We start from the raw sequence: 25,035 nt of genomic DNA, 5'->3' as shown, positions 1-25,035 counted from the left end.
CAGTCTATCAGGCCAGCTGGAAGCGTGGGCAGAGCGCCGCCCAAAGGGGCGCCTGCCCTGCCTCGTTAGGACTCGGCTTTCCAGTCCGGATAGCGACGCTCTGCTGGCGCCGGCGGGAAGTACTGGTACAGCCAGGTTTCGCTGAGCACCTCCTTGTTGTCGACGCGGCGCAGGTAGGCACGCATGTTCACCGGCTCGACGCTGTCGCTGGTCGGGAACCAGTCGAACTGCGCGCGGAAGCCTTCGACGTCCGGGTAAAGGGCAAGAATGCTGTAATCCTTGACCTCGCCGTGAGAGGCCTCGACGACCACCTCGACCTGGGCCTTGGCGTCCATCTTGGCCAGCGGGCCGCCACCAAAATCGATGGCAAAACGACGTGCCCACTCTTTCGGCCAATGCTCGCCCGGCGCCCAACCGAGGGTGAACCCCCCCATGCCGGAGCGGGTTGCATGTACCTGTGCCAGGGTCGGCTTGACCGGTGGCAGCGCAGCCCAGTGCAGCTTGTAGCCGAAGTTGAGTGAGGTGCCGGGCTCGATGGCCTGCTTGGGATTCCAGAAACAGACGATGTTGTCCATGGTCTCGCCAGTGGTGGGGATCTCCAGCAGATCGATGCTGCCTTCGCCCCACGGGGTGGTCGGCTCGACCCACAGGCTCGGCCGGCGGCTGTACCAGACCACAGTGTCCTGGTAGGACTTGAAGTCATGGTCGAACTGCACCAGGCCAAAGCCTTTCGGGTTGGTATCGGAAAAAGCGTTGAATTGCAGTTTTTCCGGGTTGTTCAACGGACGGCAGACCCACTCGCCGTTGCCGCGCCACATGGACAGGCGGTCGCTGTCGTGAATCGCTGTGGCGACGAAATCACACATGCGGCGCTCGTGTCCGCCGCAGGAGAACATGCTGGTCATCGGCGAGATGCCCAGTTGTTTGATGGTCTTGCGGGCATTGATGTGCGCGTCGATGTCCATCACCACGCGGTCTTCCAGGCAGTCGATATCGAAGCGGAAGGCACCGGTGGCGCTCGGCGAGTCGAGCAGCGCATAGAGGACGAAACGGGTGGCGTTCTTGTCCGGTGTTTCGAACCAGAACTCGGTGAAATCGGGGAATTCTTCCGGCGTGTCGGTGAAGGTGTCGATTGCCAGGCCACGGGCCGACAGGCCGTACTGGCCGGTATTGTCCACCGCGCGGAAATAGCTGGCGCCGAGGAAGGAGACGATATCGTACTTGGCGATGTTCGGCTGCTTGAACACCTTGAGGCCGGCGAAGCCCAGGTCACCCTTGAGCTGCGCCACGTCCACTTCGCTCTTGCCGTATTCGAACAGCTCGGGACGGAAATGCACTTCGCGGGCGAGCCGGGTCTTGGCGTCGACGGCGTGCATGCGCACCGGCTGGCGGAAGCCCATGCCGACATGGAAGAACTGCACATCCAGTTGCCCGTCCAGTTCGTTCCACAGCGAATGCGCCGGGTCGTACTGAATGGCGTTGAACTGCTGCGGCGTCAGCTCGGCGAGGGTCTTGGGCAACACCTCGGCGGTGCTCTTGTAGGCACGGCCAGCCATGCTCTTGGCGCGAGACTGCAGCTGTTTGAAATCGAAGGGCTCGGCCTTGCCGTCAGCGGTTTCGGCGAAGCTGCGCAGGCTGAACAGTCCGGCAGGAAGACCGGCACAAGCTGCCATCAACATGGAAGCTTTCAGGAGGTTACGTCTTTGCATGGGCGTACCTGATGGGTTGGGGATCTGCCCGAAGGCGATAAAAAAGACCTACAACAGATAGCCCTAGCCGCCACATGGTTCCACGGAGAATTTGCAACCGACGGTGTTTTCCACAAAGGCACAGGCGAAACGCCTAGCGCTTGGCCTCCAGCAACGCCTTGATGACCTTGCGATCACGCTTGCCATCGCGTTTGCCAAGCATGTCGAGAAAGGCGAAGGAGTCGAGGCCGTTGAGGGTGGTCTTCGGGCTGATAATCTTGCGGCGCGGATCGGCACCACGCTCAAGCAGCAGGGCCACCAACTCCGGTTCGCCGTACAGGATGGCGCCATTAAGTGCCGAGAGGCCCACCTGGTCAGGCTCATCGACCGGACAGCCGGCATCCAGGGCCTTTTTCATCTGCGACAGCGCCATCTCCTTACGGGCCTCGGCTTCGCCGTAGGCAGCGGCCATCAGCGTCAGGGTCGGCGCCTGCATGCTCGCGTTGCCGAGCACGCAACCGCGCTCGTCCATCACCTGCAAGCCATGATCCTTCTGTGCATCCTCGGCGTGGGCAAGGCCCGCCATGGCACATAGAAGCAAGACACTAAAGCGCATAACGTTTCTCCAGACTGCTGTAGCCCATCCCGACACCCTTGCTGACCTTGAGCTGCACCGCGACACGCTCCTTGAGCGCTTCGACGTGGCTGATCACACCGATCATCTTGCCGCTGGCGTTGAGGTTATCCAGCGCATCGAGGGCGACTTCCAGGGTTTCCCCGTCCAGGGTACCGAAGCCTTCATCGAGAAACAGCGAATCGATGCGCGTCTTGTGACTGACCAGATCGGACAGCGCCAGAGCCAGGGCCAGGCTGACCAGAAAGCTCTCGCCGCCAGACAAGGTGCGCGTGTCCCTGGCCACATCGCCCTGCCAGGTGTCGATCACCTCCAGCTCCAGCTCGCCCAAGGATTTGCGCGCCAGTTGGTAACGCCCGTGCAGGCGCTGCAGTTGACCGTTTGCCAGGTGCACCAGATGGCCGAGGGTCAGCCCCTGGGCGAAACGCCGGTACTTGGCGCCGTCGGCCGAGCCGATCAGGCTGTTGAGCTGCTGCCAGCTGTCGTACTCACGGCGCTGTCCCTCGATGGCCTCGAACAACGCCTGCTGATTGAGGCGGCGCTGTTCGTCGCCCTGCAACTGCCCGCGAATTTCACCCTGGCGCTGGCCGAGCTGTCTCAATGTCGCCTGCAAGGCGTGTAGTTGTTCGTCCAGATGCTCGGCACTGTGTTCGGTCTGCGGCTCCGTACGCAGCGCGGCCAGTTGCGCCTCGGCGGAAGCATGCAACGCTCGAGCTTCGGTCTGGGCTTTCTCCAGACGCTGCTTGAGCGCCTGCAGTTGTTCGCGTTGGCTTTCATCGAGCAAGGCACCCAGAAACTCGCCTTCATCGCTGAACGGGCTGCCTTCCAGTGCGGTCTGCCAATGAGCCGCAGCGCTCTGCTCGGCTTCGTTCAAGGCGAGCTGCCGCTGAGCGAAACCGTCCAGGGTGATGCGCAACTCCAGGCAGCGTCGCTCTGCACTCTGCCAGCCCGCCTGGGCCGACTCGAAGCGTGCAGCGGCCTGATTCAGCAACCCGGCAACCAGCGGTTCGCCGCCCGCTTCCTGCCAGCGTGCCTGCCACTGTTGCGCCTGTTTATCCGCATCAGCGACCTGATGCTGCAAGCCTGGCTGCTGCTGTGCCAGCGCCTGACGCCGCTGCTGTGCCTCCTGCCAGCGCCCGGCATCGGCTTTGCGATCGGCCAGCCAGGCCGCACCGTCATCGGGTAGCGCATGACTGAAGGCTGCCAATTGTGCCGTCAGCTCGGCTTCGACCTGGCCGTGCTGCTCCCGCTGCGCCCGAAGCTGTTCGTCCAGTGCCTGCGCAGCCGCCTGGGCCAGATCACGGTCACGCTCGACAGACCCCAACTGCTGCTGGGCCGCCACGTGTTTCTGGGTACTGATGTTGACATCCTGACGGGCGCGCTCGAGCTCCTGTTTGAGGCCATCGAGTTGCTTAAGGGTAGCCTCGACCTCGACGCGCTCAGCGATCTGCCGGGTTTGCGCGGCGGCGAGCGCAGGCTCGTCATCGGGCAATGGATCGAGCACCTCGCCCTGACGCTGCCAGGCAGCGGCCAGCGCATCGAGCTGACGCTGCAGCTCCTGTTCCTGTTCCCTGCTTTGCGCCACCTGGGCCTGCAACGTAGCAACCTGATTGCCCAGACTCTGCCCCTGCTCGGTCAGTGCCTCGAGCGTCTGCCGCGCCTCATCGCGCTCGCGCTGGGTCGCCGATACGTCTAGTGCCTGATAGGCGGCGATGGCCGGATGCTCGGTTGAGCCGCACAACGGGCAAGCCTCGCCAGCCTGGAGCTGAGTGCGGTAGGCCTCCAGCGCCTGGATACGCTGCTCCTGCTCAAGCAACTTGTCCTGATCGGTCAGCCGCTGTTTCACCTCGCGGTAGCGCTCGCGCAGCGCCAATAGCTCGGCCTCGCGCTCGCTCAGGCCTTGCTGCTGGCGGGCAAGACCGGTCGCAACACGCTGCTGTTGCTGCCGGAGTTGGCTACGTCGCTCGGCCAGTTGGCCAAGCTGCTCCAGTGCGCTGCCGCGGGCGTGCACCTGCTGCCAGTGATTGCGCCAGTCGGTTTCACTGCGCCCGGCCAGAGCCTTCTGCCAACGCTCGTCCACCTCGGCCACACGCTGCTCGGCATCGGCCTTGGCCTGAGAGGCAACTTGCACCGACCGGGAAAGATCGCCCAGGCTGAGTTGAAACCGCTGCAATTGATCGGCGCCAACCTGCTGCTTGACCTGCAGAGCGGCAATGGCCTGCTGTGCCTGATCGCGCGCTTCGAAGGCGTGTTGCCAGCCGCTGAGCTGGGCGCTCAGTCGTTCATGGTCGGCAGAGGCCTGCAACTGCACATCGAGGGCCCGGCATTCATCGCCCAGCCGCTGCAACGCCTCGTACTTTTCCAGGGCAATCGCAGCACTGGCCTGCGCTGCCAGCTTCAGGTTGGCGTGCAGGCCTGCACTGGCCTCGGCAAGTTCCTGACGATGCGCTCGCTGTTGATCTTCACTGGCCGCCAACGCTTGGGCAGCCTCGCGCCGGGCCTGATACGCCGGCTGCAGCCGCTGCGCGGGTTCGCTCTTGTGCAAGCGCGTGAGCTCGCTGGCCGCCTCGTGTTCGGCCTGGGTCGCGGCCTCGACCTGACTGGCGGCTGTCGTGACCTGCGCCTCGGCGCGCGCCAGATCGGTCAGCCACTGCCGCTGTCGGCTCGCTTCGGCGAACGCGCTCTGCGTCTCGCCCTCCGCGACCACCAGTTGCGCCGCCTCGTCACCAAGGGCTTGGCGCTGCTCGTCGCCAAGCAGCTCGACGCCCTCGGCACGCGCGCGCAATTGATCGAGATGGGTTTTCACATCGCGGGTCTGCTCGAACACCCGCTGGGAAATCAGCCCGTAGATGTCGGTACCGGTCAGCTCTTCCAGCAGCTCGGCGCGCTGGTTGGCGGAGGCTTCCAGAAAAGCGGCGAATCCGCCCTGGGCCAGCAGCATCGATTTGGTGAAACGGCCGAAGTCGAGGCCAGTCAGGCGCTCCACTTCGCGAGGCTTCTCGCTGAGCTTGTCGGTGATGATCTCTCCATCCAGCCGCGCCAGCTCGGCCTTGGCACCCTGCAACGCGCCATCGGATTTATCCCGCGCGCGCCGCTGACTCCAGAACGCGCGATAGCCCTGCCCCTTCACCTCGAACTCGACCTCGGCCAGGCACTCGGCCGTGTGCCGGGTCATCAGCTCATTCTCGCCACCGACCCGTTCCATGCGCGGCGTACGGTGATACAGCGCCAGGCAGATGGCATCGAGCAAGGTGGTCTTGCCCGCGCCAGTCGGCCCGGTGATGGCGAACAGGCCATTGCTGGCGAAGGGCTCGGCGGTGAAATCGATCTTCCACTCGCCCTTGAGCGAGTTGAGGTTCTTCAGACGCAGGCTGAGGATTTTCATGAACGGGGGACTGGGCTCGGGTCACGGCAGAACGGCTATTGTGGCACCGTTGCCGCAGGGGTGCAGCCAGCCCCTAGGGTCAGTTGACGTTTCAGCACGACCGCGCCTAACTCTGCGACTTTTCCCGTTTCATCTGCATGACCAGGGTGAAGCGATCAGCCGGGTGCACGGTCTCCGAGACCACCACCAGTTCGCCCTGCTCGTCGCGGTAATGACGAACGATCTTCAGCCCCGGCGCACCGACTTCGGCATTCAGGCTGCTCGCCAGCTCGGCATCGAGTAGCACGGCCTTGACCTGCTGATCGACGATCTCGATATGCCGCCCATAGCGCTTTTCGATCAATGCGGAGATCAGTTCGTCCGGGTGCTCACGGGCCAGTTCGATGGCCTCCTCGTAGCACTGCTCGGCGTACACGTCGGTCCAGCACAGCGGGGCATGGGCGTGACCCTCCTCGATGCGGATGCTCGACACGCAGAAATAGCGGCCGCCTGGCTGCAGGCCGAGGCGCTTGGCTTCGGCGATATCGGCGACGAAATGATTCACGCGCTGGATGCTGCGGATCTGGGTTTCCGCCAGGTGCACCAGGTCGGCGACCGACGCCAGCGATTGCGAGTAACCGCCGCTGGGCGAGGCCGATTCGACCCGGGTACCGACGCGCTTGCGGCGTGATACCAGGCCCTGATTGAGGAGCTGAGTGATGGCTGCTCGCACCGTGTGCCGGCTGACCCCGTAGATCTCGCACAGCTCCAGTTCCGTGGGCAGCAGAGACCCCACCGGGTAGCGCCCATTGACGATGCTTTCCGTCAGATCCCTTGCCACGACCGCATAAAGCGCCTGATTCACCGTTCACCTGCTCCCGATCCGTTGCGGTTGACAGTGTATCAGCGCAGGCGTATTTATTATGTCCGTACATATTTTAATGTACGATCAATAATAACAGTCAGGATCCTTTCCCATGTCCACCACCGTCTTCGACTCCGCCCTGTTCCGCGACATGTTCGGCACCGCCGAAATGCGCAACGTGTTTTCCGACAAAGCGCTGATCGAGCGCTATATCGAGGTAGAGGTCGCACTTGCCCGCGCCGAAGCCCGCTGCGGCGTGATCCCTGCCGAGGCCGCCGAGGTCATTGCCGCCAAGGCCAGCTACGAATCCCTCGACCTGGCATTGATGCAGCACGAAACGGAAATCGTCGGCTACCCGATCCTGCCGCTGGTCGAGCAATTGTCGAAGACCTGTGGTGACGCCGGTCGTTACGTGCACTGGGGCGCCACCACCCAAGACATCATGGACACCGCCGTGGTGCTACAGGTGCGCGCCGCCCTGGCCATCGTCGAGCGTGACATCCAGGCCGTGCGCGGCCTGCTCGCCGACCTGGCGCAGCGCTTCCGCGACACGCCAATGGCAGGCCGCACCCACCTGCAGCACGCCCTGCCGATCACCTTCGGCTACAAGTGCGCGGTATGGTTGAGCATGTTCGACCGCCATGCCGAGCGCCTGGTGGAACTGCGCCCGCGGGTCGAGATCGGCCAGTTCGCCGGTGCTGCCGGCACCCTGGCGTCGCTGGGCGACAAGGGCCTGGAGGTGCAGGAAGCGCTGATGGCGGAACTGGGGCTGGGCGTGCCGCAGGCCACCTGGCACGTCGCCCGCGACGGCCTGGCCGAGACCCTCAACTTTCTCGGGCTGGTGACCGGTTCCCTGGGCAAGGTGGCCCTGGACGTCATGATGATGATGACCAGCGAGCTGGGCGAGGTGTACGAACCCTTCGTGAAGGGTCGCGGCGCCAGCAGCACCATGCCGCAGAAGCGCAACCCGATTTCCTGTGAGCTGATGTACGCCGCCGCCAAGGGCGTGCGCCAGCAGGCCGGGCTGATGCTCGATGCCATGATCCAGGACTTCGAGCGCTCCACCGGCCCCTGGCAGGCGGAGTGGATCGCCATTCCCGAAGCCTTCGCCCTCAGTGCGGCCTCACTGGGCCAGGCCAAGTTCATGCTCGCCGGGCTGGACGTGCGCACCGAGCGCATGCGTCAGAACCTGGACATGACCCGCGGCCTGATCGTCGCCGAGGCGGTGATGATGGGGCTGGCACCGGAGCTCGGTCGCCAGGTCGCCCATGACGTGGTGTACGCCGCCTGCCGCGTGGCCAATGACGAGAACGTCAGCCTGCTCGAGGCCCTGCTGCGCGATCCAGACGTCGCCGACCACCTGCCCCGCGCCGAACTGGAACGCCTGACCGATCCCGCCAACTACCTCGGCCTGGCCGGGCCAATGGTCGACCGCGCCCTGCAGCGCCAGGGGCGCGTCGCCCGCTGATCGCCGTCCCGGGCCTGGCGACAGGCCCAAACCTCTCAAGACCATAAAGACAACAATTGAGAATTCCGACATGTCATCCACAGCCAAAAAACCGTTTTATCGCGACCTGACCTTCCAGGTCATCGCGGCCATGGTGCTCGGTATCGCCTTCGGCTTCATCGCCCCAGAGCTCGCGGCCAAGTTCAAGATTCTCGGCGACATCTTCCTCAAGTTGATCAAAACCGCCGTGGCGCCGCTGGTGTTCTTCACCGTGGTACACGGCATCGCCTCAGCGGGCGACATCAAGCGCGTGGGCAAAGTAGGCATACGCGCGCTGATCTACTTCGAGGTGGTGTCCACCCTAGCACTGGCCATCGGCCTGCTCTGGGGCAACCTGATCGAGATCGGTTCCGGCATGCACGATGCCCACCCCAGCGGTGCCACCTCGGCGGCTGCCGCGGCGGCGGTCGCCAAAGGTCACGCCCCGCAATCGACCATGGACTTCATCTATGGCATCTTCCCCGACAACTTCGTCGGCGCCTTCGCCGGTGGCCAGTTGCTGCAGGTGCTGGTGATCTCGGTACTGTTCGGCTTCGCCCTGCTGGCGCTCAATGCCGAGAAACGTGAAGTGATCGAGGACGGCCTGAACCGCATTTCCGAATGCTTCTTCGAGTTCATCAACCTGATCATGAAACTGGCCCCGCTGGGCGCCTTCGGCTCGGTGGCCTACGCGGTAGGCAGCAATGGCACCGCGGTGCTGATGTCGCTGGCTAACCTGGTGCTGATGTTCTACGCGGCGGTGTTTTTCTTCATCTTCGTAGTACTGGGAACCATCTGCCGACTTTCCGGCTTCAGCCTGTGGCGCTTCCTCAAGTACATCAAGGACGAGATCTTCATCGTCATTGGTACCGCCTCCTCGGAAAGCGCCCTGCCACGCCTGCTGCAGAAACTCGAGAAGTTCGGCTGTTCCAAGCAGAGCGTCGGCCTGGTGCTGCCCACCGGCTATGCCTTCAACCTGGACGGCACGTCGATCTACATGTCGCTGTGCGTGCTGTTCATCGCCAATGCTTATGGCGTACCGCTGAGCTGGGAGCAGCAACTGGGGATTCTCGCCATCATGTTGGTGACCTCGAAAGGCGCGGCAGCGGTTTCCGGCGGCAGCTTCGTGGTATTCGCAGCCACGGTGACGGCGATCGGTTCACTACCGGTCGAAGGCCTGGCACTGCTGTTCGGCGTGTACCGCTTCATGTCGATGGCCATCGCCACCTGCAACACCATCGGCAACAGCGTCGCCACCGTGGTGGTGTCCAAGTGGTCGGGTGAGTTCTCCGAGCAGGAAGCCAGAGAGGAATATCAGCGCGTGCTGGGCCGTAGCCCACAGGCGGCGCTTTGATACTCGCTCGCTGAAACCTGGCGGTCTCAGGGCCCCGGCTATGCGCTTCATGCGCGTAGCCGGGGCTTTTCGTTTGAACGGAGCGACGCTGACGTGCGTCGTAACAAAAACGTCCGGCTGCCCCCGCAAGGCGCGGGTAACGTGTGAGATCCGTCCTTAAGGAGAGAGATTCGCCATGATCCGTCCCGTCCACCACCTGCTCGGTGGTATCGCACTCAGTCTCGCCACCCTCAGCGCCCAGGCTGCCGACGCCCTGCCCCAGGCGCAATGGCCGTTCACCGCCGAACCCCGTGCCACCCTCGACGAGCCCTGGGCCATGACCTTCCTGCCCGACGGCACGTTGCTGGTCACCGAAAAGCGCGGCGCGCTCAAGCATGTCGACCCGAAAAGCGGCGCGACCCACGATATTGCCGGTGTGCCGGAGGTCGCCTATGGCGGCCAGGGCGGCTTCGGGGACGTGATCCTGCACCCGGATTTCGCCAATAACGGCTGGGTCTATATCAGCTACGCCGAGGCCGGTGATGGCGATACCCGTGGCGCCGCCGTGGCCCGCGCCAAGCTGCAGCTCAACGACGACGGCAGCGGTGCGCTGACCGAGCTGAGCGTGATCTGGCAGCAAACGCCGAAAGTCAGCGGCAGCGGCCACTACGGCCATCGCCTGGCCTTCGGCCCGGACGGCAAGCTGTGGATCACCTCCAGCGAGCGGCAGAAATTCACCCCGGCCCAGGACATGAAAGCCAATCTCGGCAAATTGGTGCGCCTGAACGATGACGGCAGCCTGCCTGGCGACAACCCGTTCGCCGATCAGGGCGGCGTCGCTGCCCAGGTCTGGTCGCTGGGCCATCGCAACATGCTCGGCATCGCCTTCGACGCCCAGGACAAACTATGGGTACACGAAATGGGCCCGGCTGGCGGCGATGAACTGAACCTGATCGTGCGTGGCGAAAACTACGGCTACCCGGAGGTTTCCAACGGCGATCACTACGGCGGCAAGCCAATCCCCGATCACGACACCCGCCCCGAATTCGAAGCGCCGAAGATCACCTGGAACCCGGTCATCTCGCCGGCTGGATTCGTCATCTATCAGGGCGAGAAATTTCCAGGCTGGGACGGCGCCGGGTTGATCGGCGGCCTTTCTTCCCAGGCGCTGGTACGCGTCGCCTTCGACGGCGACAACGCCCGCGAGGCCGAGCGTTACGACATGGGCGCGCGCATCCGCGAAGTGGAGCAAGGCCCGGATGGCAGTATCTGGCTGCTGGAAGATGGCAGCGGCGGTCGTCTGCTGGAGTTGCAGCCCAAGTAGCTAAACGGCGCGGCCCGCCTCCTGGGTATCGCTGCGCTCAACACCAGGCTACATGATGGTGTTCACCCATAAAAAACCGCAGCCAGGCTGCGGTTTTTTTTACCTGCCGTAGGCCTCAGTAGACGAACGTCAGCAGCACGTTGAATACCAGGGCGGCGACGAAGCCGATGGGCGCAGCCTTGAACAGCAACTGCGGGAACAGCGTTGAACGGCTTTGCTCCGAGGTGCAGGAACCGAGGATCAAGCTGCCGCCAGAAGCGAATGGCGAGATCGACGTGGCCTGGGCGCCCACCACGATGGCGATGAAGATCACCATCGGCTCGATGCCCATGGCCGAGGCAATCGGCAGCACGATGGGAAACAGCGCCGGCGTGACCACACCCAGGGTGCTGGCGAAGATCGACATGATCGCCGCGATTATGCCGAATGCCACGGGCACCAAAACCGGGGGGATGGTGCTGCCGATCCACGAGGCGAGGATATCGATGGTGCCCGCCTTGATCGCCACGGAAATCAGCATGCCCACGCCGCAGATCATGATCAGCGTGCTCCACGGCACCGAGGCCATGGCTTTGCGTTCATCACCCAGTTTCAACAGCAGGGCGATGACCGAGAAGATGCTGGCGATCAGGCCGATATCCATCTTCGAGTTGATGAAGGCAATCGTCTGGTTATCCGGCATCGCGATATTGGCGATGGGCGCGGCCAGCACGATGGCCATCATCGCCAGGGTCAGCCAGAGGGTGATGCGCTGTTCGCGATTGAGTGGGGTCGGCGCTGTCGCGACGAACGTGGACGCTTTCATTGCCTGGCCATTTTTCGACAGGAACACGAAGGCGCTGATCACCACAATCGGAATGATCAGGGTGCTGACAAAGATGCCGAAGGCGTTGATGAAGGCATCACTTTCGGACAGCCCGGCGTTGGTCATCAGGCCACGGAAGATGATGCCGCTCTGGCTGGAGACGAAGTTGGCACCACTCAGCGCACCATAGTTCACCGCCATGCCGCCGATGATCAGGCTCATACCGGTTCGTTCGCACAACAGCAGGGTGATCGGCGCCATGAACGCCAGGACCGTGTAGTAACCCGCGCCCATCGCGGCGATCACCCCGGCGGTGGCGAATACCGCGAAAGGCATCAGTTGCGGCACCGCGCGGCAGGTATAGATTAGGTGTTCGGCCAGTTTCTCAAGGGTGCCGTTGACCGTCGCGAAGCTGTAGAACAGGCACACCGAGAAGATGATGAAAAAGATCTTCAGCGGCCACATGCCGATGATTTCGGACGGGCTCAGGCCCATGCCGAAACAGCCGATCAGGTAGGAAAAGGCAATGGCGAACAGACCGATATTGATCTTGGTCTTGTAGCCGAGGGCCACGGCGATAATGATCGCCGCGACGACGAGCAGGCTCATCATGATGGAAGCTTCCTGATTGTTGTTCGAGGTTGATCAGCGGGGGATGAAGCCGAAGAGCCTGGCGGGATTATCCACCAGCACCCGTTTGCGCTCGGCCGCATCCGGCAACAGCGCTTCGATCAACGCGAACTGCTCGGCGTAGTCTGTCTGATCTTCGAACTGGGTGTTGGGCCAATCGCTGCCCCACAGGAAACGCTCGACACTCCCTGCGGCCTCACGCACCTGCGCCAGAACGGTAGCCGCCTGGGCCTGATCGGACTGGCTGCGGTAAGCAGCGGACAGCTTCAGCCATACGCGCGAATCACCCAGCAGACGCAGGAAAGCCTGATGACCGGGGTTGTGCGGGTCGATGCCACCAGTCGGCAGGCCGAAGTGGTCAATCACCACGTCCACGCCGGTGGCAACGATGGCCGGTACGATCTGCGCCAGGTCATCGATACCGCGCTGGATTTCCACCTGCCAGCCGCGGCTCGCCAAGCGCAGGAAAAGCGCCGTCCACTCGGGCCCGGTGTAATCCTCCAGCGCCTTGCCGATCAGGTTCAGGCGAATGCCTACCACGCCAGATACGGCGAGCGCGTCCAGCTGCGCTTCGCTGGCCGACGCGTCGACCACCGCCACGCCGCGCAGACGCTCGGGGTAGCGGCGCAGCGCCTCGACCATGAACGTATTGTCGGTGCCGAGAAAGCTCGGCTGGATCAGCACGCCGTGGGACAGGCCCTGACGATCCAGATGCTCGAGGTACTGTTCGACCAAGGCATCGTAATGCGGGCTATAACGGCGATTGGCGACCATCGGCAGATCTTGGCGAAAGATGTGCGCATGGGTGTCGACGCCAGTGATGGCAGGGCTGGGAGTGCTCATGAAGGAGATACCTGATCGATTGTTGTAGAGGCCGGCATCGGGGCTGGCCGTTCTTATAACGACATCCAGTCATATATATGAATAGTTGACCATATATCTGACTTGGACATTCTGTCAATCGACCCGCCGGTGGTAGAGTGGCGCCAGCCTGTGGCAACCGGACAACAACACGCTATGAACGCCTCGACCCTCGGATACGACGAACGCCTGCCGCTGTACCAGCGGCTGCGCGAGGAAATGCTGGCCAAGATCGCCGCCGGCGAATGGTCGCCCGGCGCACCGATTCCTACCGAAGCGGAACTGACCAAACTGTATGGCGTTGCCATCGGCACGGTGCGCAAGGCAGTGGACACGCTGGTCAGCGAAGGGCTGCTGCTGCGCAGCCAGGGCCGCGGCACCTTCGTGCGCCGGCCGAATTTCGACGCGTCGTTGGCGCGTTTCTTTCGTCAGGTGAATGCCAGCGGCGGTAGGGAGATTCCCAGTAGCCAGATCCTTTCGAAAGCACTGCAAAAGCCATCCAAGGAGGTTGCCAAGGCGCTCGCCCTGAAAAGCGGCGAGCAGGTGCTGCGCATGGAACGTCTGCGGGTAATCGAAGACCGCACCCTGTTTCACGAGGAAATCTGGCTGCCTGCCTCGCGCTTCATCGTGCTGCTGGACATCGACTCGAATACCTTCGGCGACCTGCTCTACCCCTTCTACGAGAAGCAATGTGGCCAGTGCATCGCCTCGGCTCGGGAAACCCTCACGGTCAGTTCGGCAAACGCCGAGATCGCCCGTACGTTATCCATCGGCCAGGGTGACGCCATCGTGGTCATCGAGCGCACCGCCCTGGGCTACGACCGTAGCCCGCTGGAATATCGCCTGTCGCGGGCGGCGGCGGATAACTTCCGTTATCAGATCGATATCTGCTGAGTACCCGCGGCGCCGCGTATGAGCAGGTGCCTCGCGAACCGTTCGTCGCCCCGAAACGCCCTTCCGACAACAGCCTGCCTGGGCCTGATCGCCGCGATATTTTCGCAGCAAAACCGGCAATTTCCGCCCCATCAAGCACTTGCCTGAGTCGCCAGCAGAGCCTCTGCCATGGGGCCTCGGGCATTTTTCGAGGGGAAAATCCGGCCCGCCCATTATTTAGATTTACGCCGTGCTGCCGAAGTGCTATCAGGTGCTGAAAGAAAGGGCGCGCAGCAGACGCGTCACTTACAACAAAAACAAATCAGGAATACGCCCATGAACAGCTTACGTCGCTTGCCGATAAACCGTCGTCTGTGGCTCATCATGGTGCTGCCGATCCTGATGCTGGTGCTGCTCGGCGCCTACATGCTCAACCAGATCAGCATCGGCCTGTACGCCGGCAAGTCGGAAAAAACCCAGCACGTGGTACAGAGTGCGGTCGGTCTGCTCAAGTACTATCAAGGGCTGGAAGCCAGCGGCAGCCTGAGCCGCGAACAGGCGCAGAAGCAGGCGATGGAAGTGATTCGCGGGTTGCGCTACGGCGGCCAGGAGTACTTCTGGATCAACGACCAGACGCCGACCATGATCATGCACCCGACCAACCCCAAGCTCGAAGGGCAGAACCTCTCCGGGCTCAAGGATCCGGACGGCAAGGCGCTGTTCAACGACATGGTCGCCATCACCAGAGCCCAGGGCGCAGGTGCGGTCAACTACCGGTGGCCCAAGCCAGGCAGCAGCGAACCGGTGCCGAAGATTTCCTACGTCGAGCTGTTCCAGCCCTGGGGCTGGATCATCGGCTCCGGCGTCTACGTCGATGATGTGCAGGCCGAATTCAAATCCCAGGCCTTGCGCGCCCTGGCCATCGGCGTACCCGCCACCCTGCTGCTGATCGCCCTGGTGGTGATGATTTCGCGCAGCATCGCCGTGCCCCTGCAGCAGGCAGTGACCGCGATGGCCAACATCGCCAGCGGTGACGGCGACCTGACCCACACCCTCGACGACCAGGGCCGCGACGAACTGGCCGCTTTGGCCGGACACTTCAACGCGTTCACCGGCAAGATGCGCCAGGTGATCCGCCAGTTACTCGACTCCGCAGGTTCCCTGGATCAGGCCGCACGCTCGCTGGGCGATATTTCCAGTGCAGCCCAGCAACACAGCCAGCAGCAGGCCCAGCAGATGGAACTGGTCGCCACCGCGGTCAACGAAGTGACCTACGGCGTCCAGGACGTGGCCAAGAACGCCGAACACGCCTCCAGCGAAGTGCATACCGCCGAGGAGCAGGCCAAGCAGGGCCAGCGCAATATCGACGCCAGCCTGAAACAGATCGACCAGTTGTCCGGCACCATCGACAAAGCCGTGACGGTGATCCAGTCCCTGGCCACGGAAAGCACGCAGATCGGTGGCGTGCTGGAAGTCATCCGCTCGATTGCCGAGCAGACCAACCTGCTGGCGCTCAACGCCGCCATCGAAGCCGCGCGTGCCGGCGAACAGGGCCGCGGATTCGCCGTGGTCGCCGACGAGGTTCGCCTGCTGGCCCAGCGCACGCAAAAATCCACCGCGGAAATCCAGGGCATGATCGAGCGTCTGCAGGGCAACTCCGAGGCCGCAGTGAAAGCCATCAGCGACAGCAGCCGGGCGTCGCAGTTGACGGTCGAACAGGCCAGCCAGGCTGGCGAAAGCCTGGTGCTGATCGCCCAATCGCTGCGCAACCTGACCGGGCTCAATGCCTCCATCGCCAGCGCCACCCTGCAGCAGTCCCATGTTGTCGACGACATCAACCAGAACGTCACCCACACCGCCGGGCTGGCCCACAGCGCCGCCGAGTCGGCCGAGCAGTCGAGCGCCGCCAGCCAGCATCTCAAGCAACTGGCCGAGCAGCTCAGCCGCTTGCTGGGGCAATTCCGCGTCTGATTAGGAGCTGAATGATCGCGCGTGTATTCGGCCCGGCAGCGGGCCGAATACCTCACGCAGCGAAACCGCCTAAGAAGCTCGTACCCCTCACCAACGCAAATGCCGCCCCTTCGTTTGCAAACGTCGGCGCCATGCACGATAGACGCCCGCTATAGCATCAATTAGCCATCATTAAACGCTTGCTTTCCCGTACAGAAACAATAGCCTCAGCGTCCTCAGGCCGCCCTTCAGCGCATGCACCTCACTCCGCTCGACGGGGGTGGCCACACCCCTCCTAAAGGTACGCTGCACATGTCTCAACCGTTAACGATCGCCCAGCGTTTGGCAATGGGATTCGGTCTGGTGCTTTCGCTGATGATTCTGATCGCGCTGGTGGGCATTCAGCGTGTTCAAGTCATCGACAGCAGCCTTAGCGAGGTCAGCGAAGGTGCCAGCCTCAAGCAACGCTACGCCATCAATTTCCGGGGCAGTGTGCACGACCGCGCGATTGCCATTCGCGATCTGGTACTGGCCCGCGACTCCGCAGCGCTGGACAGCCAATTGCGGAACATCGAGCGGCTGAATGCCTTCTACCAGGAATCCGCCGCGCCCCTCGACAGGCTGGTTGCGGCCAGCAACTCGAGCGCGGAAGAACAACGCCAGCTCACCCAGATCAAGGCCATCGAGGGCAGTACTCGCGAGCTTACCCAGCGCCTGATCAGCCTGCGCCAAACCGGTGATATCGAAGGTGCGCAAACGCTGCTATCCCGAGAGGTGGCAGCCGCTTACCTGGAATGGCTGAAGCGCATCAATACCTTCATCGACTTGCAGGAACGGGAAGTCACCACCAGCCTGGATGGCGTGCGCGAAACGGCCGGCAGTTTCGCCCTGCTGATCGTGGCGGTGACCACCGTGGCGATTCTGCTCAGCGTGATCGTTTCGATGCTGATCATCCGCCAGATGCGCTCGACCCTCGGTGCCGAGCCCTACGAAGTAGCCCAGGTCATCCAGCGCCTGGCAGGCGGCGCTCTCGACCAGAAGATCGAGACCCACTACTCGAACAGCGTGATGGGCGCGGTCAAGGACATGAGTGCGCGTCTGAGCGATACCATCAGCCAGGTGCGTAGCGCTGCCAACGAGTTGAATCAGTCGTCGGATCAGTTACGAGCCACCTCGGCCAGCAACAACCGGCAGTTGCAGGCCCAGTCCGAAGAGGCTGAACAGATGGCAGCGGCCATCAACCAGATGGCTGCAACGGTCAACGAAGTTGCCGGGTACGCCGGCACTGCTGCAGCGGCAACACGCGCCGCCGACACGGAAGTGGAGAATGGCAGCCACCTGGTGATGCAAGGTGGCCAGGCGATTCAGGAGCTGGCCAGCGTGCTCGATTCGGCCGCGGACAGGGTCGAGCAACTCGCCCACGACAGCAGCAACATCGAAACCATCATCGCGGTGATCACCGCCATTGCCGACCAGACCAACCTGCTCGCACTGAACGCCGCCATCGAAGCGGCGCGTGCCGGCGAACATGGCCGCGGCTTTGCCGTGGTGGCCGACGAAGTGCGCTCCCTGGCCAACCGCACCCAGGCCTCGACCCGAGAAATCAGCGCAATGATCGAAAAACTCCAGGCCGGCGCCAGCGGCGCCGCGCAGATCATGCAGACCAGCAGTCAGATGGCGCGCAAGACCGTCGAACAGACCGCCGCGACCGAGCAGGCGCTAGAGCGCATTCGCCAGGAGGTCGGCGCGATCAAGGACATGAGCGCGCAGATCGCCAGCGCCGCACAGCAGCAAAGCCTGGTGGCCGAGGACGTCAACCAGAACATCAGTCGCATCCACGCCAGTACGGTGGAAACCACTGCCGGCTCCACTCAGGTGTCTGCGGCCAGCCAGGAGTTGTCTTCTCTGGCACGCCGCCTGATGGAGCGGGTGAGTTTCTTCAAGGCCTGAGAGTCTGTTCATGACCTTTATGAGCATGAAGCGGCAGCTACAATTTGACGGCGGACTTTGAGCGAATTCGTAGGAGGGGCTTTAGCCCCGAGCTCTTTACGCCTAGGCAGGCACAATCGCGGCTAAAGCCCCTCCCACTAAAACACGATCGCGACCGACTGCTCTCGCCACCTAGCTGCCAAAATCGACGAACCTGGGCTAAAAGATCATAAACAGGTCTGAATCAGGCCGACTCGTCGCGCAGGTCAGCCAGCACCTGGTTGTAGAGGCCATGCAGCCGCTGCGCCTGATCCGGCTCGAAGGTCTCGCCAAGCAGACGCTGCTCGAACACCTGCTCCGGCGTCAGCTCATCAAGGGTGCTCTGCTCAGCCTGCAGGCTGGCCACCGCGGTGCCGCGAGCGCGACGAATGCGCAGCACTTCCACCGGCAAGCCTTCGCATAACGCGGCGATGCGCACCTGCAGGTCGCTGAGGTAGTCGTCGCCTTCGACCTGCACTTCCAGCCACACCGGGTGCTCGGGCGTGCCGTCGATAGCAGCATCGGCAAGCGCAGCAGGTAGCGTTTTCAGGGAACCGCGTATCGATTGCAGGGCCTGAAAGCGCGGCACGGGCAGCGCGCGCACTTCACGCAAGCCGCCCTCGCCCACGTCCACCAAGAGCACTTCCTTCTGCTGGCGGGCTTCGTCGAAACTCAGGGGAATTGGCGAGCCGCTGTAGCGGATGTGCTCGAGGCCGCCGACTTTCTGCGGCCGATGAATATGGCCGAGCGCGATGTAATCGGCGGCAGGAAAGGAAGAGGTCGGGAAGGCTTCCAGTGCGCCGACGTAGATTTCCCGCACCGACTCGCTGGCACTGGCGCCAACGGTGGTCAGGTGCCCGGTGGCAATGATCGGCAAGGCCGCGCCCAGTTCCGTACGCCGCGCCAGGGCCAGCTCATGGAGCGCCTGATAATGACCATGGATGGCTTGTTGCAGCGACAGCTGCTTGTCCACCGCGCTCTGCCCCGCCTCGCTGCGCAACACATCACGCGGGCGGATGAAGGGAATGGCACAGAGCAGCGCCGCCGGCTGGCCATCGGCGCCAGCGAGCAACAGCAACTGATCCTGCAGGTGAACGCCGACACCGGGAATCACCCGGGTGCCGAGCTGGGCCAGCAAGGTGCGGCTCTCGCCGAGCATCGCCACCGAATCATGATTGCCGCCGAGCACCACCAGTTGGCAGCCGGTGTCACGCAGGGCGACGACGAAATGGTTGTACTGCTCACGGGCATAACTGGGCGGCGAGCCGGTGTCGAAAATGTCCCCGGCGACCAGCACCACCTGCACGTCGTGCTCGCGCACCTGCTCGATCAGCCAGGTGCAGAACGCCTGGTGCTCGGCCTGGCGCGTCTTGCCCATGAAGTGCTGGCCCAGGTGCCAGTCGGAGGTGTGCAGAAGGCGCATGAATGGCCCGATCCCGTGACTGAAAAATCTGGCCACCATGCCTTTTCGGCGCTGCCAAGGCAATGGTTTCACATCAGGTAACACTCGCCGCAGGCGCCGTGCTGCCTGCGCTCAGGGGGAATTTGCGGCGAATCCACCGGCACGGGTCATTTCACGGGTCGAACCCTGGCGCAAAGACCTCGGTCGGAAAATCGTTCCCCCTCCCCTTACCGATCCCGCTGAGGAGTATCCGCCGATGAGCACCGCGTCCGCCCGCCCCCTCTCTCTGTGCGCCACTGCGCTGGCCCTGTTTGGCCTGCTGCACAGCGCCTCCACTCACGCCCAGACAATCGCCCTCGACGTGCCCTACGTGCCCACCCCCGAACCGGTGGTGGCGCGCATGCTGGAAATGGCCAATGTCGGCCCGGATGACTACGTGGTGGATCTCGGATCGGGTGACGGCCGCATCGCCATCTCGGCGGTGAAGGATCGTGGCGCCAAGGCCGCCTACGGTATCGACCTCAACCCGCAGCGCATCGAGGAAGCCGAAGCCAACGCGCAGCAGGCCGGCGTCACGGACAAAGTGGTGTTCGAGCAGGGCGACCTGTTCAAGAAGGACATTGCCGACGCAGACGTGCTGACCATGTACCTGCTGAACTCCGTCAACATGCGCTTGCGGCCGGTGATCCTCGACACCCTGGAGCCCGGCACCCGCGTGGTTTCCCACGCCTTCAGCATGGAGGACTGGGAGCCGGATCGCAGCGATATCGTCGAAGGGGCACGCATCTACCTGTGGATAGTTCCGGCCAAGATCGCCGGCAACTGGCAAATCGAGAGTGAAGGCGAAACCTTCAATGTCGACCTGCAGCAGCGCTTCCAGGAAGTCAGCGGCACCACCCAGCATCAGGAAAACCTGCGCGGCCGCCTGAATGGCACCGAGTTGCGCTTCGAGGTCGACGGCAAGCTGTACGTCGGTCAGGTCGAAGGTGATCGCATCGAACCGATTTCCGCCGAAGGCGCGGTGACCGGCTGGAGCGCACGACGGAGCTAAGTCATGAACGCACGCACAGCGACACGACAACCCGGCCTGTCGGTCATCGACGGCGTCGCCATGCTGGTCGGCGTGGTGATCGGTGTGGGCATCTTCGGCTTCCCGCCGCTAGTGGCCCAGCACGCCGACAATGCCTTCGTGTACATCGGCCTGTGGCTGGCCGGTGGCCTGGTGATGCTGGTCGGCGCGCTGTGCTATGCGGAGCTTGGCGCCAGCTACCCGGATCGCGGTGGTGAATACCACTACCTCAACCTGGCCTGGGGCCGGCAGGTCAGCCTGCTGTTCGCCTGGGCCAGGGGCACGGTGATCCAGACCGGCGCAATCGCCGTGGTGGCGTTCATCTACGGCGATTACGCCCAGCGCCTGCTGCCGCTGGGTGAATATGGCAGCGCCTGGCACGCCACGCTGGTGGTGCTGGCGCTGACCGCGCTGAATATCCTCGGCACCCACGAATCCAAACGCCTGCAGGTGCTGTTCACCGGCATCACGCTGGTGGCGCTGGTCACGGTGATTCTCGCCGGTCTGCTACTGGCCGAGCCGGTTGCGGCCGTGCCTGCGCTAGAAACACACGCCAGCGGCAACCTGGCGGGCATGCTCGGCATGGGCATGGTCTTCGTGCTGCTCACCTACGGTGGCTGGAACGAGGCGGCCTATCTCTCCGGCGAGCTGCGCAACCCGGGGCGCAACATGAGCCGCGTGCTGCTGTTCGGCACGCTGGTGGTGACCGCCGTGTACCTGCTGGCCAATCTGGTGTTCATCAACATCTTCGGCCTCGAGGGCCTGCGCCAGTCGACCGCCATCGGTGCCGACCTGATGACTATCGTCGCTGGCCCCTGGGGCGGCGTGCTGCTCAGCGTACTGATCTGCATCACCGCGATCAGCACGCTGAACGCCACCATCCTCACCGGCTCGCGGGTGTATTACGCGCTGGGGCGGGACGTGCCACAGCTGTCGATGCTCGGCGCCTGGAACGACCGCGCAGCAACCCCGGTACGGGCACTGCTGGTGCAATGCCTGATCACGCTGCCGCTGATCCTCTTCGGCGCCTTGAGCGAGAACGGCGTGCAGAGCATGGTGGCTTACACCGCGCCAGTGTTCTGGCTGTTCATGTGCCTGACCGCCCTCTCGCTGCTGCGTCTGCGCCGCCTGCAGCCGAATCGCGCACGGCCGTTCAGCGTGCCGCTGTATCCATTGATGCCGGTGTTGTTCGCCGGTAGCTGCCTGGCGCTGTTCTTCTCCAGCGCACTGTATGCAGGCGCTGGAGCGCTGCTGGGCCTAGTAGTGCTTGCTGCCGGATTGCCGCTGCTGCTGTTGCAAAGACCTGCTGAGGTGGTGCCCAGTGGTTCGAACTGAGGTGGGATCTGTGTTACACAATCCTCCCGCCTTTTAGGAGACTGCTTGCCATGCAGCCGAAACCGCCCATCGAACTGCTGATCTGTGACTGCGACGGCGTACTGATCGACAGCGAGATCATCGCCGAGCGCCACCTGCACGCAGCATTGGCCGAACACTATCCAGCCCATGAACTGGACGTAGTGCTGGCCGGCACCTTCGGGCTGCAGAGCCGTGACATTCTGGCTCGGGTCGAGGCGCACTTCGGCAAACGCCTGCCCGAGGGTTTTCTGGAAGAGCACCGCGCCCGCATCAAGGCGCTGATACGCGCTGAAGTGCAGCCGATCGAAGGCGTGCGCGATGCCCTGCTGAAGATCGATCTACCGCTGGCCGTGGCCTCCAACAGCTATGGCGACTCGGTGGCCTTCGCCCTGCAACGCTGCGAGCTGGTCGAGCGAGTCAACCGTGGCGCCTTCAGCGCTGATCAGGTCGAGCGCCCCAAACCCGCTCCGGATCTCTACCTGCTGGCAGCAGAAAGCGCTGGCGTCGACCCACGTAACTGCCTGGTCGTTGAAGACAGCGTCACCGGCGCGACTGCCGCGCTGACGGCGGGTATGCAGGTAGTCGGCTTCCTGGGCGCCAGCCACATCCCACCGGAACACGGCGAAACCCTGCGCCAGTTGGGTGTGCAGCATCTGATCGGGCGCATGAGTGAACTGCCTGAGCTGGTGCAGCGCCTGCAGAACGGCGGCGCTTGAAGCGCTAACGGAGCGTGCGCCGCGTCTTATTGCAAGGCGCTCGCCCCGGCTTAGCCGTTAAGACGCTTCCACTCGTCCACCACATCACCCATGGTGCGTGGTGCCCCGCTGCGAATCCAGGCCATGAACGGCCGGTCGAAACGGAAGGCGGCTCCGCACTGCTCACACATGAAGCGACGCACTTTCTGGGTACTTCGATAATCATCGCCAATGGGCGTATCGCGGGTAATGGTGCCGCCATGCCAGTCGAAAGCCATTGCTGCATCTCTTCGGGAAAGTCGCCGTTACAGTACTAGCCAGCCGACAAGCGCGCCAGCCAGCACCACCAGCCAGGGCGCAAGCCTGCCGAGCATCAGGGCGCCCAGTGCGACGGCCGCCAGGGCGAGATCCAGGAAGCTGAAGATGGCGCTGGTGCCGACTGGTTGGTACAGCGTGGCCAATAGCAGACCGACCACACCAGCGTTGACACCGAGCATCGCCGCCTGCACCCGCGGGCGGCTGCGCAGCCGAGCCCAGAACGGCAGTACGCCGACCAGCAGCAAGAACGAAGGCGCGAAGATCGCCAGCAGACACAGCGGACCGCCACTCCAGCCCTGCATGGCGCTGCCGAGAAAAGCCGCGAAGGTAAACAAGGGGCCGGGCACGGCCTGGGTAGCGCCATAACCGGCTAGGAACAGGTCATTGCCGATCCAGCCGTTGGCAACCACCTCCGCCTGCAGCAAGGGCAGCATCACGTGCCCACCGCCGAACACCAGCGAGCCGGTTCGGTAGAAGGCGTCCAGCAGGTTCAGGGTCTGGCTCTCCAGCAGGTGCGCCAGCACAGGCAGGCCAAGCAGCAAGGCGACGAACATAGCCAGCCAGCGGATGCCAGCCTGCGGGCTGATGTCGATGGACAGCGAATCCTCCGCGCTCCTGCTCATAGGTGCGAGCAACAGGCAGCCGGCTGCCCCGGCGAGCAGAATTACCGCAAGCTGCCCCCACACGCCCGGCACCAGCAATGCGGTGCCGGCGGCGATCACCATCAACAAGCGCCTCGGCGTATCCGGGCACAGCGTACGCATCATGCCCCACACCGCCTGGGCGACAACGGCAGCGGCAACGATCTTCAAACCATGCAGAACCCCGGCCGTCATGGCCTCGCCATGGCTGGACAGCCCCTGAGCGAACACGATCAACAACACGGCCGACGGCAGCGTGAAGCCCACCCAGGCGGCCAGCGCACCGCGGTAGCCCGCCTGCGACAAGCCGATCGCCATACCAACCTGGCTGCTGGCAGCGCCCGGCAAGAACTGACAGAGCGCAATCAGCTCCGCATAGCTGGCCTCACTCAACCAGCGGCGGCGGCTGACGAACTCCTCTCGAAAATAACCCAGATGAGCGACCGGGCCACCAAAGGACGTCAGCCCAAGGCGCAGGAAAACCAGAAAGATCGACCACGGACAGCGGTCGTTTGCGGCGTGGCGCATGCAGGTATCTCGATAACGCGCGCAGCCACCTTGGTGTGACTGCAAGAAGGGCTGCAGCACGGGTCAGTCATCGGGCTCGCCCCACAGCCGGGCGCACCAATGTGCCCGGTGAGCATGACTTTTTAAAGACCATACCAGCACTCAGCTCTTCTTCAATGAGCGGCTCAGCGCCTTGGCCATGTCCTGATCGACCTGCCGGCGCCAGTCGCGATCCTCATCGCTGCCGGGTTGCAACTTGCGTTCGATTTCTGCGTTGGCGCTGGCCTGGCACTGGCGAAAGCCGTCATCCCAGCCGGTCGCATACTGGGCATCCTCAAGATACACCGGCACATTCTTGCGAAACGCACCGAGTGCCTTGGCTGCGCTGTTACCGCTGACGCAGCCGTCCTCGTAGCCCGTTGCGAATGCCGCTGGGTATCCTTGAGAAAGCATGTAGTCCCTGGTGCTCTGGCAGGCGCTTAACAGCGGCACGAGCAGCAGCGCCAGTGACAGTCGACGCACATTGATCATGGCCATGGCCGGGATCTCACCCATTGAAGGCATTCAGCACCTTTTCCTTCAGCGCACAGTACGCCCAGGGGCTGGTGCTGCACGCGCCGCTGTTCAAGGCGCTGAGAAAGCGCGCCAGGTCGACCTGCTGCAGGTAACGCTCGGCATCCTCGAAGCGCTCCCGCCCGCCGAAACCGCCCTCGCGCATTTCGTCGATGGCCTGCTGCTTGCTCCAGCCCTGATAGACGATGCGGTACATGGCCGCGATCATCCCGGTGCGGTTCTGCCCATGTTTGCAGTGGATCAGCACCGCCCCGTCGGCCTGCGCCGAGCGGATGCTGCGCAGTGCCTGCAACACATCGGCGTCATCCATCCGGTCGGCATGCAGCGGTTGATGGATCTGGCGGATATTTGGGTCGCTCAGCCACTCGGCATCGCTGCGCTGATAGAAGTTGATCACCGTGGCGATCCTCAGGCGCTGCAACTCGCCTTGCTGAACCGCGCCGGGCAAAGCACTGCGATACAGATCGGGCTGCATCCGATAAAGATTGAAGGTTTTGTCTACCGGCGTCGCCCAGCGTGGGTTGGTAGCGCTGGCGCTACCGGGGTAAACGGCGCTCCAGGCAGGTGCCAGCGGTACGCAGACTAGAATCACCATCATCCAGCAGACAAACGACAGGTAGCGTAGTGAGGTGTAGCGAAGCTGTGGCATCGTATGATCCTGGCTGGATGAACGAGCTACAGTGTTGCGATGCC

General features: G+C 63.3%; 20 protein-coding genes and 1 pseudogene. 10 read left to right on the top strand and 11 right to left on the bottom strand.

Annotated features, from left to right (window positions below; genetic code table 11):
- Positions 1 to 65: 65 nt before the first annotated feature.
- From K5Q02_RS10715 to K5Q02_RS10700, 4 genes are all read right to left on the bottom strand, one after another.
- Positions 66 to 1,709: a glucan biosynthesis protein gene (locus K5Q02_RS10715; RefSeq protein ID WP_225839052.1), complete on the bottom strand. Its 1,644-nt coding sequence runs from the start codon at positions 1,707 to 1,709 to the stop codon at positions 66 to 68.
- Between the two features lie 133 nt (positions 1,710 to 1,842).
- Positions 1,843 to 2,304: a hypothetical protein gene (locus tag K5Q02_RS10710; RefSeq protein ID WP_225839051.1), complete on the bottom strand. Its 462-nt coding sequence runs from the start codon at positions 2,302 to 2,304 to the stop codon at positions 1,843 to 1,845.
- A complete protein-coding gene (locus K5Q02_RS10705) occupies positions 2,294 to 5,707 on the bottom strand; it encodes an AAA family ATPase (protein ID WP_225839041.1) in 3,414 nt (1,137 codons plus the stop codon). The genes K5Q02_RS10710 and K5Q02_RS10705 overlap by 11 nt, the downstream gene beginning before the upstream one ends.
- A 106-nt stretch (positions 5,708 to 5,813) precedes the next feature.
- Positions 5,814 to 6,551 carry a GntR family transcriptional regulator gene (locus K5Q02_RS10700; RefSeq protein WP_225839039.1) on the bottom strand — a complete coding sequence of 246 codons (738 nt, stop codon included), beginning with the start codon at positions 6,549 to 6,551 and terminating at the stop codon, positions 5,814 to 5,816.
- A gap of 112 nt (positions 6,552 to 6,663) precedes the next feature.
- Here K5Q02_RS10700 and pcaB point away from each other — a divergent pair, with 112 nt between their 5' ends.
- From pcaB to K5Q02_RS10685, 3 genes are all read left to right on the top strand, one after another.
- Complete coding sequence (gene pcaB, locus K5Q02_RS10695) at positions 6,664 to 8,019, top strand: 3-carboxy-cis,cis-muconate cycloisomerase (protein WP_225839037.1); 1,356 nt, start codon at positions 6,664 to 6,666, stop codon at positions 8,017 to 8,019.
- 70 nt (positions 8,020 to 8,089) lie between these two features.
- A complete protein-coding gene (gene dctA / locus K5Q02_RS10690) occupies positions 8,090 to 9,391 on the top strand; it encodes a C4-dicarboxylate transporter DctA (protein ID WP_225839035.1) in 1,302 nt (433 codons plus the stop codon).
- A gap of 175 nt (positions 9,392 to 9,566) precedes the next feature.
- Positions 9,567 to 10,694: a PQQ-dependent sugar dehydrogenase gene (locus K5Q02_RS10685; protein WP_225839033.1), complete on the top strand. Its 1,128-nt coding sequence runs from the start codon at positions 9,567 to 9,569 to the stop codon at positions 10,692 to 10,694.
- Positions 10,695 to 10,809: 115 nt separating this feature from the next.
- Here the strand turns inward: K5Q02_RS10685 and K5Q02_RS10680 are convergent, their stop codons facing one another.
- Together K5Q02_RS10680 and K5Q02_RS10675 are read right to left on the bottom strand one after the other, a co-directional pair.
- Complete coding sequence (locus tag K5Q02_RS10680) at positions 10,810 to 12,111, bottom strand: SLC13 family permease (RefSeq protein ID WP_228747504.1); 1,302 nt, start codon at positions 12,109 to 12,111, stop codon at positions 10,810 to 10,812.
- Positions 12,112 to 12,144: 33 nt separating this feature from the next.
- On the bottom strand, positions 12,145 to 12,972 hold the full coding sequence (locus K5Q02_RS10675; protein WP_225839031.1) for an amidohydrolase family protein: 828 nt from the start codon (positions 12,970 to 12,972) through the stop codon (positions 12,145 to 12,147).
- Positions 12,973 to 13,146: 174 nt separating this feature from the next.
- On the opposite strand from K5Q02_RS10675, the gene K5Q02_RS10670 reads away from it, so the two are divergent.
- The 4 genes and pseudogenes from K5Q02_RS10670 to K5Q02_RS10660 all read left to right on the top strand — a co-directional run bounded on the left by K5Q02_RS10670 (position 13,147) and on the right by K5Q02_RS10660 (position 17,763).
- The gene (locus tag K5Q02_RS10670) at positions 13,147 to 13,884 is read left to right on the top strand and encodes a GntR family transcriptional regulator (RefSeq protein WP_225839029.1); all 738 of its coding nucleotides are present in this window, start codon (positions 13,147 to 13,149) and stop codon (positions 13,882 to 13,884) included.
- A gap of 168 nt (positions 13,885 to 14,052) precedes the next feature.
- Positions 14,053 to 14,928 (top strand): annotated as a pseudogene (locus K5Q02_RS24560) (cache domain-containing protein); the annotation flags it as partial.
- A 54-nt stretch (positions 14,929 to 14,982) separates the two neighbouring features.
- The gene (locus K5Q02_RS24555; RefSeq protein WP_442963997.1) at positions 14,983 to 15,834 is read left to right on the top strand and encodes a methyl-accepting chemotaxis protein; all 852 of its coding nucleotides are present in this window, start codon (positions 14,983 to 14,985) and stop codon (positions 15,832 to 15,834) included.
- Between the two features lie 291 nt (positions 15,835 to 16,125).
- Complete coding sequence (locus K5Q02_RS10660) at positions 16,126 to 17,763, top strand: methyl-accepting chemotaxis protein (RefSeq protein WP_225839025.1); 1,638 nt, start codon at positions 16,126 to 16,128, stop codon at positions 17,761 to 17,763.
- 223 nt (positions 17,764 to 17,986) lie between these two features.
- Here the strand turns inward: K5Q02_RS10660 and sbcD are convergent, their stop codons facing one another.
- On the bottom strand, positions 17,987 to 19,204 hold the full coding sequence (gene sbcD / locus K5Q02_RS10655; protein WP_225839023.1) for an exonuclease subunit SbcD: 1,218 nt from the start codon (positions 19,202 to 19,204) through the stop codon (positions 17,987 to 17,989).
- Positions 19,205 to 19,439: 235 nt separating this feature from the next.
- Between sbcD and K5Q02_RS10650 the strand changes: the two genes are divergently transcribed.
- From K5Q02_RS10650 to K5Q02_RS10640, 3 genes are read left to right on the top strand one after another with little or no spacing between them, the layout of a single operon-like run.
- Positions 19,440 to 20,234, top strand: a complete 795-nt coding sequence (locus tag K5Q02_RS10650) for a methyltransferase domain-containing protein (RefSeq protein WP_225839021.1) — start codon at positions 19,440 to 19,442, stop codon at positions 20,232 to 20,234.
- A 3-nt stretch (positions 20,235 to 20,237) separates the two neighbouring features.
- Positions 20,238 to 21,587, top strand: a complete 1,350-nt coding sequence (locus K5Q02_RS10645; RefSeq protein WP_225839019.1) for an APC family permease — start codon at positions 20,238 to 20,240, stop codon at positions 21,585 to 21,587.
- A 50-nt stretch (positions 21,588 to 21,637) separates the two neighbouring features.
- Complete coding sequence (locus K5Q02_RS10640; RefSeq protein ID WP_225839017.1) at positions 21,638 to 22,324, top strand: HAD family hydrolase; 687 nt, start codon at positions 21,638 to 21,640, stop codon at positions 22,322 to 22,324.
- Positions 22,325 to 22,374: 50 nt separating this feature from the next.
- Here the strand turns inward: K5Q02_RS10640 and K5Q02_RS10635 are convergent, their stop codons facing one another.
- From K5Q02_RS10635 to K5Q02_RS10620, 4 genes are all read right to left on the bottom strand, one after another.
- Positions 22,375 to 22,581 carry a DUF6434 domain-containing protein gene (locus K5Q02_RS10635; protein ID WP_225839014.1) on the bottom strand — a complete coding sequence of 69 codons (207 nt, stop codon included), beginning with the start codon at positions 22,579 to 22,581 and terminating at the stop codon, positions 22,375 to 22,377.
- 27 nt (positions 22,582 to 22,608) lie between these two features.
- Positions 22,609 to 23,790 (bottom strand): chromate efflux transporter, encoded by a 1,182-nt coding sequence (chrA, locus tag K5Q02_RS10630; RefSeq protein WP_225839012.1) that lies wholly within the window; start codon positions 23,788 to 23,790, stop codon positions 22,609 to 22,611.
- A 141-nt stretch (positions 23,791 to 23,931) separates the two neighbouring features.
- Positions 23,932 to 24,333 (bottom strand): hypothetical protein, encoded by a 402-nt coding sequence (locus K5Q02_RS10625; RefSeq protein WP_442963981.1) that lies wholly within the window; start codon positions 24,331 to 24,333, stop codon positions 23,932 to 23,934.
- The gene (locus K5Q02_RS10620; protein ID WP_225839011.1) at positions 24,317 to 24,991 is read right to left on the bottom strand and encodes a dual specificity protein phosphatase family protein; all 675 of its coding nucleotides are present in this window, start codon (positions 24,989 to 24,991) and stop codon (positions 24,317 to 24,319) included. The genes K5Q02_RS10625 and K5Q02_RS10620 overlap by 17 nt, the downstream gene beginning before the upstream one ends.
- Between the last annotated feature and the right edge of the window lie 44 nt (positions 24,992 to 25,035).

Source organism: Pseudomonas sp. MM211 (genome assembly GCF_020386635.1).
In the GTDB taxonomy this organism is placed as follows: domain Bacteria; phylum Pseudomonadota; class Gammaproteobacteria; order Pseudomonadales; family Pseudomonadaceae; genus Aquipseudomonas.
This window is presented reverse-complemented; position numbering and strand designations above follow the sequence as displayed.